The organism is Nitrospinota bacterium, from assembly GCA_035528715.1.
Lineage (GTDB): Bacteria > JADFOP01 > JADFOP01 > DATKYB01 > DATKYB01 > DATKYB01.
The window spans coordinates 21,770-31,088 of the sequence record DATKYB010000048.1; the positions used below are offsets into that span (position 1 = coordinate 21,770).

Here is a 9,319-nt window from a genome sequence, read left to right on the forward strand (position 1 = left end):
TAAAATAATCATGCCCTTCGCGCCCATAGCTCAGGTGGATAGAGTGACGGATTGCGGATCCGTAGGTCAGAGGTTCGAATCCTCTTGGGCGCGCCAAGATAAAAAAACAGAAGTGAGAGACAAGGGATGAAGGATCGATTGTCTATTTTTTTGTTTCTTTCTTCTGATCTTAGAAATCTGAAAAAAGGAGAGATGGCCGAGCGGTTTAAGGCGGTTGATTCGAAATCAATTGTTCCATTTTTTGGGACCGGGGGTTCGAATCCCTCTCTCTCCGCCATGAAAAAGAATTTTTAAAAGCATCTGCTTTAAAGATTTATGGAAAAGGAGAGGTGCAAGAGTGGTTTAATTGGCACGCCTGGAGAGCGTGTGGGCGGCTAAAACTGCCCCGTGGGTTCGAATCCCACCCTCTCCGCCAAATTTTGTTACTTGCTCTTAACCTTTTATTAATAGGAAACATTCAGTAGAAAACAGAAGATTAAAGGTCGTGCTAGGCGGGGAGGTAGCGGTGCCCTGTAACCCGCGATCCGCTCCAGCGGGGCTGAATTCCTATTAGCGGCTCAATTCTTTATAAAAATATCTGTTTGTAAGTGGTGTTGATTATCGGGTCTTGTGCAATAAGAGGTTGTGAACCCCGTCAGGTCCGGAAGGAAGCAGCGGTAAGCAATTTTCTTGTGTGCCGCAAGGAAACCTGATAGGAGCTAACTACAGAGAGATTTTTTATAAAAAGGTGTCAATAATAGGTGCACGACCAAAAGGATAGGAAAAAGAGGGAGTCTTATGTCATATGTGGTCATAGCCAGGAAATGGCGTCCCAAGACCTTTGATGAGATTGTAGGACAGCTCCACGTCAGTCAGACACTCAAGAATGCGATAGCCAACAAAAGGATTGCCCATGCTTATCTCTTTGCGGGGACGAGGGGCATAGGAAAAACCACAACAGCCAGAATTATGGCAAAGGCCTTAAATTGTGTAGATGGTCCAACCCCAGAACCTTGTAATCAATGTATTGAGTGCAGTGAGATTTCATCAGGAAGAGCCTTTGATGTTATTGAGATCGATGGGGCATCAAACAGGGGGATAGATGAGGTAAGGGAACTTCGAGAAAAGGCTGTATATGCCCCTTCAAGGGGAAGATATAAGATTTATATTATTGATGAAGTTCATATGTTGACCATGCCGGCTTTTAATGCCCTCTTAAAGATTCTTGAAGAACCCCCAAAGCATATCATATTTATGTTTGCGACTACAGAGATAAATAAGGTTCCGATTACTATTTTATCAAGATGTCAGTGTTTTGACCTCAAAAGAATTTCTATACAGGATATTGTCAATCATCTTTCTATGATATCTGAAAAAGAAGGCATAAAGATTGATAAGGAAGATCTTTTTTTAATTGCAAAGAGCGCTGAGGGAAGTATGAGAGATGCTCAGAGCCTTTTAGACCAAATCGTATCCTTTGGAGGTAAAGAGATAAAGAGGGAGAGTGTTATCACGATTTTGGGTATTGTTGATCAGGAGATTTTTAAAGGGCTGATGGAAGGTATAAGCAAAAAAGACGCTGATAGCCTTTTAAAAATCATACAAGACCTTACTCTTTACGGTCATGATATAGGTCTATTCTGTAGGAATTTATTGGAGTTTATTCTAGGCTTGATGATAACGAAGGCTTCAAAGGATTCCTATTCTTTGATTGAGCTTCCCAAAATAAGAGTTGATGAAATGAAAGATTTAGCATCGAAGTTTTCCACTGCGGAGCTCCATCAGATATTTGATATCTTAAGCACAACAGAGGTGGAAATGAGGCAATCAACCGATCCTCTCCTCCCGTTTGAAATGGCCCTGTTAAAGTTGACAAAAATCAGGTCCTTGAAATCTGTAGAGGATATGATTGAGAGATTGAGTGGTATTGAGAAATCCTTTACAGAGAAAGATCTTTTAGAAAAAAGTCAGTCTACAAAAATATTTCAAGAAAAGACTGAAGAGGAAAAAATATCTTTGCCCGAAAAAATCTATCCTCAGGAAGAGAAGGCTGAAAGTGTGGAAGAATTAGAGGATATGTGGTTAAAGGTAATCAAACATTCAGAGAAGAAGAAAGAGTGGCTTCCCTCTGTATTGGAGCATCTCAGCCCCCTCTCTCTAAAGGGGGACATTTTAGAACTCGGTTTTTTGAAGAAGAACAACTTTTGTATAGAATCAATAAAAGAGAATATGGCGCTGATTAATGAGGCGACTCGTGAGGCCTTGGGGAAAAAGATAAAATTAAAGGTCAATGAGACCGTCATCGAAGGAAAAAGTGAGATTAAAAAGGAAGAGGAGGCTTCAAAAAAGGATATTTCTGAAAAAGAGATATTAAAAGAGGCGCAAGATATTTTTGATGCAAAAGTAGTGGAAGAAAAGAAAATAACAAAAAAATAATCTTTGTTTCAGGAGGTAATGAATGATAAAAGACTTAGGAGATTTAATGAAACAGGCCCATAAAATGAAAGAGAGGATGGCGGAGTTGCAAGAAGAACTATCCAACCGAACCATAGAGGCTACTGCCGGAGGAGGGATGGTTAAGGTTGTGGCTAATGGAAAACAGGAGATTATATCTATAAAGATAGAGCCAGAGGTGGTAAAATCTGGTGATGTCGAGATGCTGGAAGACTTGATCATAGCCGGTGTGAATGAGGCCATTAGAAGGGTTCAGGAAATGGCCAAGGAAGAAATGTCTAAATTAACAGGGGGTATCAATATTCCCGGTCTCTTTTAATAAATGCCCTAGAGAGGTGCGAAGTTGTATTGTCCAAAGAGCTTATCAGAATTAATAAAAGAATTGACAAGATTGCCCGGTATAGGAGAGAAGACTGCACAAAGGTTGGCTTTTCATATTCTAAAGACATCCAAAGATAGGGCAAAGAAATTGGCTCAGTCCATCGTAGATGTAAAAGAGAGAATAACGTACTGCTCCGTATGCTGTAATATAGCAGAAGAGGACCCTTGTGGGATATGCACAGATCCTCGAAGAGAGAAAGATATCATCTGTGTTGTGGAAGAACCAAAAGATGTTTTTTCTATTGAAAAGACAAATGGATTTAGGGGAAACTATCATGTCTTATTAGGAGCGCTGTCCCCATTAGATGGTATTGGCCCAGATGATTTAAGAATAAAAGAGCTTTTGGAGAGGTTGAAGAGTAATAAGACCAAGGAGGTTATTATTGCTACAAATCTTAGCATGGAAGGGGAGGCAACGGCAACGTACCTTGCAAGGCTGGTTAAAAAATTAGGGATAAGGGTAACACGTATTGCCTACGGATTGCCGGTGGGTGGTGACCTGGAATATGCAGACGAGGTTACCTTAAGCAAGTCGATTGAGGGAAGAAGGGATATGTGATTCGATTGTAAACCAACCAAACACTCATTATATTTAAGGAGTAGGAGATATGGAAGAATACACTGAGGTGAGATGGCATGGAAGGGCTCAGCAGGGAATTGTTACTGCTGCCAAGGTATTTGCAGAGGCTGCACTGGCTGGGGGGAACAATATCCAGGCATTTCCTGACTATGGTCCTGAGAGGATGGGGGCTCCGGTAGCATCCTATAATAGAATCAGTAAAAAGCCCCTGACGGTTCACTGTGCTGTAGTAAATCCAAGAGTTATCGTCGTAGTAGATGCTACATTGATTGGCTCAGTGGACATCTTAGAGGGTGTTCCAGATAATGGAGTAGTCATTATCAATACTCATAAATCATTTGCTGATATAAAAAAGAAAATCGATACAGGGAAAAGAGAACTTTATATCGTCGATGCCACAAAGATAGCACTGGAAACGATTGGTAAACCCTTTCCAAATACCCCGATGATGGGTGCCTTAGCAAAGGCTACCAATCTCGTAAAGCTCGAAGACCTTTTAGAAGAGACAAAAAAGGTTATGGGAAGAAAATTGGCAAAAGAAATTCTGGAGGGGAATTTAAAGGCAATTGAAAGAGGGTATAAGGAGGTAAAAAAACAATGAAAGAGAAAGATTGGAGAGAAATACCGATAGGGGGTTTGATTATCAATCCTCCCAATACAACAGACTATAATACGGGATCATGGAGGACAGTTCGACCAGTGCTCAATAAGGAGAAATGCATCAATTGTTTGCAGTGCTGGCTCTATTGTCCTGATGATGCCATTATTGTTAAAGACGAGGAGATGAAGGGACATAACCTTGTCCACTGCAAGGGATGTGGACTTTGTGCCGAAATATGTCCTGTAGATGCCATAGAGATGGTTTTAGAATCCAAGTTCAACGAGGAATAAAAAGACTAAATAATCAAAAAGGAGAAAGAGATGGGTAAAATTGTAGCGATAACAGGGAATTCAGCAGCAGCAGAGGCTATGAGGCAGATCAATCCAGATGTCTGCGCTGCTTACCCCATAACTCCCTCCACACAGGTTATGGAAGAGTTTTCTCAGTACGTAGCCGATGGGATTGTGAATACGGAACTCGTTACTGTGGAGAGCGAGCATAGTGCCATGAGTGCCTGTATTGGCGCAGCAGCAGCAGGGGGGAGGGTAATGACCGCCACATCAGCCAATGGCATGGCACTGATGTGGGAGATGCTCTATATTGCCTCAGGTTTAAGAACACCCTTGGTTTTGACTCTGGTTAACAGGGCCCTGAGCGCACCGATTAATATTCACGGTGACCATAGCGATGGTATGGGTGCAAGGGATTCTGGCTGGATTCAGCTCTACTCAGAAAACTCCCAGGAGACATATGATAATCTCTTGCAGGCTTTTCCTATAGGTGAACATGAAGATGTCCGCCTTCCTGTCATGGTCTGCTTGGATGGCTTTATCATCAGCCACTCTATTGAGAATATGGAGATGCTTGAGAATGAGGAAGTTCAGAAGTTTATTGGGAAGTATAAACCACACTATCCGCTTCTTGATGTGGACCATCCTGTAACCTATGGCGCATTAAATCTTACCGATTACTACATGGAGTTTAAAAGACAGCAGGTGGAAGCCATGAAGCATGCCAAGGGCGTTATTCTTGATGTGAGCAAAAGATTTAAGGAGCTAAGTGGCAGGGATTACCCGCTTTTTAGGGAATACATGATGGAGGATGCAGAGGTTGCCATCGTTGTCCTCGGTTCTGCGTGTGGAACAGCCCAGGCATCCGTTGATAGACTGAGAGCAAAAGGAATTAAAGCCGGGCTGATTAAACTCAGGGTATTCAGGCCTTTTCCTTTCTATGAGATTATTGATGCCCTCTCACACGTTAAGGCAGTTGCTGTTCTTGATAGGGCAGATTCCTTTGGTGCGATGGGAGGACCGGTATTCCAGGAAGTGAGATCTGCTCTTTTAGAATTGAAGGAGTCACCAAAGGTGATAAACTTTATTTATGGTCTTGGAGGAAGAAATCTTGCTGTGGAGGAGATAAACTGGGCATACAATGAGCTCTTAAAGATTGTAAAGACAGGGAAGGTTGAGAGACTGACAGATTATCTTGGGGTAAGAGATTATAAGGAGGCAAAGAAATGGCTAGCTTAAAGGAGTTATCAAAAAAACAATCCGTTCTCAAAGGAGGTCACAGACTCTGTTCTGGCTGTGGAATCCCCCTTATTGTAAAACAGGTTCTTTTAGGCACAGATGACCCTGTTATCATATGTACAGCCACAGGCTGCCTTGAGGTCGCCACAACTATCTATCCCTATTCAGCATGGAGGATGCCCTGGATTCACAGCGCCTTTGAAAATGCTGCAGCAACCATAAGCGGTGTTGAGTCCATGTATCAATCCTTAAAGAGGCAGGGAAAGATTCCAAAGGATAAGAGGATAAGATTCGTTGCCTTTGGCGGCGATGGAGGAACCTATGATATTGGTCTTCAATCGCTGTCAGGTGCTTTGGAGCGAAGGCACGACTTTCTCTATGTCTGTTATGATAACGGTGCCTACATGAACACAGGTGTTCAGCGCTCCAGCTCTACTCCTTATGGTGCGGCTTCATCAACAACCCCTGTAGGTAAAGTTCGGTTGGGAAAACAGCATTTTCATAAAGACTTGACAGCGATTATTGTTGCCCACAATATTCCCTATGCTGCTCAGGCCTCTCCAGCTTTTTGGATGGATATGACAAAAAAGACCAAAAGGGCGCTGGATACGGAGGGCCCTACCTTTATCAATACCATGTCAAACTGTAACCTCGGGTGGAAGAACAGGCCTAACGAGACAGTAAAGTTACTCAAGATAGCTGTAGATACCTGTTACTGGCCTTTATATGAGGTAATTGATGGTGAGTGGAAATTAACCTATAAGCCAAAGAAAAAGATTCCTATAATTGATTGGCTTAAGCTGCAGGGACGATTCAAGCACCTCTTAAAACCGGAAAACAAGGGAGTTGTTGACAAGATTCAAGAACATGTTGATAGAGACTGGGAAAAGCTTCTAAAGAGATGCGGTGAGACCGCATAAGTCTTGACAATTTTCCTAAAAGGTGTTAATTCTTGAATTGTTGAGTTCAAGTGAGCAAAGGGTTCCCCAGTAGCTCAGTTGGCAGAGCAGGTGGCTGTTAACCACCGTGTCGCTGGTTCGAGTCCGGCCTGGGGAGCCAGAAAATAAAAGGTCCCCCTTTTCGGGGGATTTTTATTTTCTGAGCTCTGTTGACGGCAAGAATCCGTGTGAGGAGACCTTGTGAATCATTGGTGGGTTTACATAATCGAGAAGAAGAACAAGTTCTATGTTGGAATCACTACGGACATCAGCAATCGCCTTCGTCAGCATGGCCATCCCCCACTTCTCTATAAGGAATGCCTTATTTCACGAGACCAAGCAGTTGCACGTGAGAAAAAAATTAAAGGCTGGTCGCATAAAAAGAAATTGGAGCTAATTACAAAAGCCTCCTCACAACAAAGGTGAGTTCACCCTGAGCGAAGCCGAAGGGAGTCCGGCCTGGGGAGCCAGAAATTCTAACTTATTTATATTGAATAAGTAATCCAGATGATTGCCTGTTCTATATGAATAGGCTTTTTCTTTATCTGACAAAGTATTAAAGGCTTAGGGCATTACTTTTTTAAATGAATTTTTATTCAAATCCTCTCTCTTTTCAGTTTATTTATAAAGCTCTTTTATTTCTTGATTATAACCTCTCTTCCTCTCTAAATGCGCCATTATTTAATAGGCTTTATTTAACAGCATTTGGAGCCATTATTGGCTAGGACTCGTAGTAGTCGTAATTGGAAGAATTGGCTGTTAACCAAAATCTGGCGAGAATTGGGCAGGTGAGCAGATAATTTATCTCTGGTTAACGAAGAGATCAATCATGAATCAATCAAGAAATGGGATTCTCTAAAATTTCTACAAAATAAAAAATGCAATTTCAATGAATTAATGTTATTTTTAAAAGAAAAGGTTTTTTAAGGGGATTGCCAATAACTAAGATAAGGGGATAGATTCGTATGATTCTGGATGCCTTTTTGGGGTTATTTTCAAATGATATTGCCGTTGATCTTGGAACATCTAATACACTTGTTTATCTGAAGGTAAAAGGCATTGTGCTAAGCGAACCTTCAGTTGTAGTTATCAAAAAGGATAACAACCAAGTTCTGGCAGTTGGAACCGAGGCAAAAGCGATGCTTGGGAGAACCCCTGGGAATATTATTCCCATACGGCCAATGAAGGACGGTGTTATGGCAAATTATGAGGTCACAGAAGCAATGCTCCGCTATTTTATAAGAAAGGTTCATCATAGAAGGATATTTGTCCGTCCAAGAATCATTATATGTGTTCCTAGGGGGGTTACCCAGGTTGAAAAAAGGGCTGTAAAGAATTCTGCAGAATCTGCTGGAGCCAGGGAGGTATATCTTATTGAAGAACCTATGGCTGCTGCAATAGGTGTTGGGATTGATGTTAAGAAACCATATGGGAATATGATATTAGATATAGGAGGTGGCACTACAGAAGTAGCTGTAATCTCCCTTTCAGGTATAGTCCTTAGCAAGTCTGTAAGGGTAGGGGGCGATTTTATGGATGAGAGTATTGTAAATTATTTACGAAAAAAATATAGCCTCCTTATAGGAGAAAGGACAGCAGAAGAGATAAAAATTAAGATCGGTTCTGCCTATCCCCTTGAGGAAAGCTTAAGCATGGAGGCTAAAGGGAGGCATCTGGTTGATGGTATTCCAAAGACTTTTCAAATAACAGATGAAGAGATAAGAAATGCCCTTTCTGAATCTATCTTTACTATCGTAAGGGCTGTGAAGGATGCTCTGGAAAAAACACCACCTGAACTCGCCTCTGATATTGTGGATAGGGGTATCCTTTTGGTGGGAGGAGGGGCCCTGCTGAGGGGTTTAGATATTTTCCTCAGGGAAGAAACAGGCCTTCCTGTTACTGTAGCTGAAAATCCTCTCTCTGCCGTTGTTCAAGGAGCGGGGAAGTGTCTTGATGAGCTAGATTTTTTAAAAAAGATTTCAATATAAATATTTATAAAAGATGTGTCCTTTTCTTGCTTGTCCAAGAAAAGGACGAAAAGAAGGACGCCCCCTCGATTTTCTTAACGGTATTTGACTTTGTTCGCTCGGAGAAGCAACAAACTCGAGCTTTGCTCTCAGACAGTTGCTTCTCTTTTCCTCGCTCACTTGTCAAATCCCTAAAAATCGAAAGGGGGAATTAAAAAATCCATACTTTCCTCATTCGCTGGAAAAATTCCTAAAAAGCAAAAGGGGAGATTAGAAAACTTCTTGATTTCCTCTATAACCTATTTTTACTTAAGAATTCCTCTGGCGTATTAAAAGCAGTAAGGAAAAGAGGAGTGCCAGCAAAGGAAAGAGGAGAAACCGGGCCAATAGTCATAAAAGAATATTGTCGGGAAGCTATATCAAAAGCGCTGTGAGGATCACGAAATGATTGATAAAGTTTAAGAGCATTAGGGTCTCCTCCAATGATTTCTTTTAGGGACATAAACTCAGTCCCTAAAGCCAAACCGAATCCAAAGAAGAAGATTCTCAGTTGACCAATAATCTCTCTATGCAAACTTGACAAGGTTTGGCTAATGAACATCCATCCAAGCCCATATTTTCGTGTTGTGCGAACAGCATCCATAAGGGAATTTCTAACGCTTTCTTGGGCTTCGTTTTCTATCTTTTCTCTCGGAGCTAGCCTATGTGCTTCGTCTAAGATAACAAGTGTATTTAAGAATTGATTTTTCCTATACGCACCCTCTGCTAAATAAGTTAATCCATCAAGTAAACGTTTTATGATTAGAGCTTGAATTGTATCGTTCCAAAATAAACCCGTTGCCATTTCGCGGGAGAGATCTATGATCACCACAGGGCGTTTTGATGTTTGA

General features: G+C 41.6%; 11 protein-coding genes, 4 tRNA genes and 1 other RNA gene. 14 read left to right on the top strand and 2 right to left on the bottom strand.

Annotated elements, in window-relative coordinates:
* The first annotated feature begins 19 nt into the window (after nt 1-19).
* The 12 genes from VMW81_03525 to VMW81_03580 all read left to right on the top strand — a co-directional run bounded on the left by VMW81_03525 (nt 20) and on the right by VMW81_03580 (nt 6,583).
* Nucleotides 20-96: transfer RNA gene (locus tag VMW81_03525), tRNA-Arg, on the top strand.
* A gap of 90 nt (nt 97-186) precedes the next feature.
* A tRNA-Ser gene (locus tag VMW81_03530) sits at nt 187-277 on the top strand.
* 46 nt (nt 278-323) lie between these two features.
* Nucleotides 324-415 (top strand) — tRNA-Ser (locus VMW81_03535).
* 67 nt (nt 416-482) lie between these two features.
* Nucleotides 483-748: signal recognition particle sRNA large type (ffs, locus tag VMW81_03540), an RNA gene on the top strand.
* A 29-nt stretch (nt 749-777) separates the two neighbouring features.
* Entirely contained in the window at nt 778-2,415 is a 1,638-nt protein-coding gene (gene dnaX, locus VMW81_03545; protein ID HUU50014.1) for a DNA polymerase III subunit gamma/tau, read from the top strand.
* Nucleotides 2,416-2,437: 22 nt separating this feature from the next.
* Nucleotides 2,438-2,752, top strand: a complete 315-nt coding sequence (locus tag VMW81_03550; protein HUU50015.1) for a YbaB/EbfC family nucleoid-associated protein — start codon at nt 2,438-2,440, stop codon at nt 2,750-2,752.
* Between the two features lie 24 nt (nt 2,753-2,776).
* Entirely contained in the window at nt 2,777-3,373 is a 597-nt protein-coding gene (recR, locus tag VMW81_03555) for a recombination mediator RecR (protein ID HUU50016.1), read from the top strand.
* 49 nt (nt 3,374-3,422) lie between these two features.
* Nucleotides 3,423-3,995, top strand: a complete 573-nt coding sequence (locus VMW81_03560) for a 2-oxoacid:acceptor oxidoreductase family protein (protein HUU50017.1) — start codon at nt 3,423-3,425, stop codon at nt 3,993-3,995.
* On the top strand, nt 3,992-4,285 hold the full coding sequence (locus tag VMW81_03565) for a 4Fe-4S binding protein (protein ID HUU50018.1): 294 nt from the start codon (nt 3,992-3,994) through the stop codon (nt 4,283-4,285). Before VMW81_03560 ends, VMW81_03565 begins: the two co-directional genes overlap by 4 nt.
* Before the next feature lie 30 nt (nt 4,286-4,315).
* Nucleotides 4,316-5,524 carry a transketolase C-terminal domain-containing protein gene (locus VMW81_03570; protein HUU50019.1) on the top strand — a complete coding sequence of 403 codons (1,209 nt, stop codon included), beginning with the start codon at nt 4,316-4,318 and terminating at the stop codon, nt 5,522-5,524.
* The gene (locus VMW81_03575; protein HUU50020.1) at nt 5,512-6,444 is read left to right on the top strand and encodes a thiamine pyrophosphate-dependent enzyme; all 933 of its coding nucleotides are present in this window, start codon (nt 5,512-5,514) and stop codon (nt 6,442-6,444) included. The genes VMW81_03570 and VMW81_03575 overlap by 13 nt, the downstream gene beginning before the upstream one ends.
* Nucleotides 6,445-6,507: 63 nt before the next feature.
* Nucleotides 6,508-6,583 (top strand) — tRNA-Asn (locus VMW81_03580).
* A gap of 32 nt (nt 6,584-6,615) precedes the next feature.
* Here the strand turns inward: VMW81_03580 and VMW81_03585 are convergent.
* A complete protein-coding gene (locus VMW81_03585; protein ID HUU50021.1) occupies nt 6,616-6,759 on the bottom strand; it encodes a hypothetical protein in 144 nt (47 codons plus the stop codon).
* Here VMW81_03585 and VMW81_03590 point away from each other — a divergent pair.
* Together VMW81_03590 and VMW81_03595 are read left to right on the top strand one after the other, a co-directional pair.
* Nucleotides 6,688-6,888 (top strand): GIY-YIG nuclease family protein, encoded by a 201-nt coding sequence (locus VMW81_03590; protein HUU50022.1) that lies wholly within the window; start codon nt 6,688-6,690, stop codon nt 6,886-6,888. The genes VMW81_03585 and VMW81_03590 overlap by 72 nt on opposite strands.
* Before the next feature lie 533 nt (nt 6,889-7,421).
* On the top strand, nt 7,422-8,450 hold the full coding sequence (locus tag VMW81_03595; protein ID HUU50023.1) for a rod shape-determining protein: 1,029 nt from the start codon (nt 7,422-7,424) through the stop codon (nt 8,448-8,450).
* A 271-nt stretch (nt 8,451-8,721) separates the two neighbouring features.
* Here VMW81_03595 and VMW81_03600 read toward each other — a convergent pair.
* Nucleotides 8,722-9,319 (bottom strand): ATPase (locus tag VMW81_03600; protein HUU50024.1); only part of this gene is annotated, 598 nt, incomplete at its 5' end.

Coding starts and splice junctions, on each gene's coding strand:
- VMW81_03560 (HUU50017.1), top strand. CDS start 3,423: ATGGAAGAATACACTGAGGTGAGATGGCATGGAAGGGCTCAGCAGGGA.
- VMW81_03585 (HUU50021.1), bottom strand. CDS start 6,759: ATGGCCATGCTGACGAAGGCGATTGCTGATGTCCGTAGTGATTCCAAC.
- dnaX (HUU50014.1), top strand. CDS start 778: ATGTCATATGTGGTCATAGCCAGGAAATGGCGTCCCAAGACCTTTGAT.
- VMW81_03565 (HUU50018.1), top strand. CDS start 3,992: ATGAAAGAGAAAGATTGGAGAGAAATACCGATAGGGGGTTTGATTATC.
- VMW81_03550 (HUU50015.1), top strand. CDS start 2,438: ATGATAAAAGACTTAGGAGATTTAATGAAACAGGCCCATAAAATGAAA.
- VMW81_03570 (HUU50019.1), top strand. CDS start 4,316: ATGGGTAAAATTGTAGCGATAACAGGGAATTCAGCAGCAGCAGAGGCT.
- VMW81_03575 (HUU50020.1), top strand. CDS start 5,512: ATGGCTAGCTTAAAGGAGTTATCAAAAAAACAATCCGTTCTCAAAGGA.